This is a genomic window from Pollutimonas rozaliensis, from assembly GCF_048751585.1.
In the GTDB taxonomy this organism is placed as follows: Bacteria; Pseudomonadota; Gammaproteobacteria; order Burkholderiales; family Burkholderiaceae_B.
The window spans coordinates 1-258 of record NZ_JAZHOB010000225.1 but is presented as its reverse complement, the minus strand read 5'-3'; the positions used below and the strand labels follow the sequence as shown (position 1 = coordinate 258).

The window sequence follows — 258 nt, the reverse complement described above, 5'->3', positions numbered from 1 at the left end:
ATCGTGTTTTAGAGCGATAGATACTGGCGCTGCTTCACCACCGTAAACGATAGCTGGGAATAGACCAGTGTGACGTAGGCGGCGGCTCGCACCTTTACCTAGTTCAGTACGCACTACTGCATTGAATTTCATAGTATTTACTCTCAAATTAGTAAAAAAATAATAAGTGTGACAGCATCAATGCGACCTTGTGCTGTCGTAGCGCTTCGTTAGCGATAATAATCACTCTCAAAACGAGCGCGGATACTAACATTCTAC

General features: G+C 43.8%; 1 pseudogene. It reads right to left on the bottom strand.

The features are described 5' to 3' along the window. Positions 1–132, bottom strand: a pseudogene (locus V0R37_RS22680) (50S ribosomal protein L25/general stress protein Ctc); the annotation flags it as partial. Positions 133–258 lie beyond the last annotated feature (126 nt).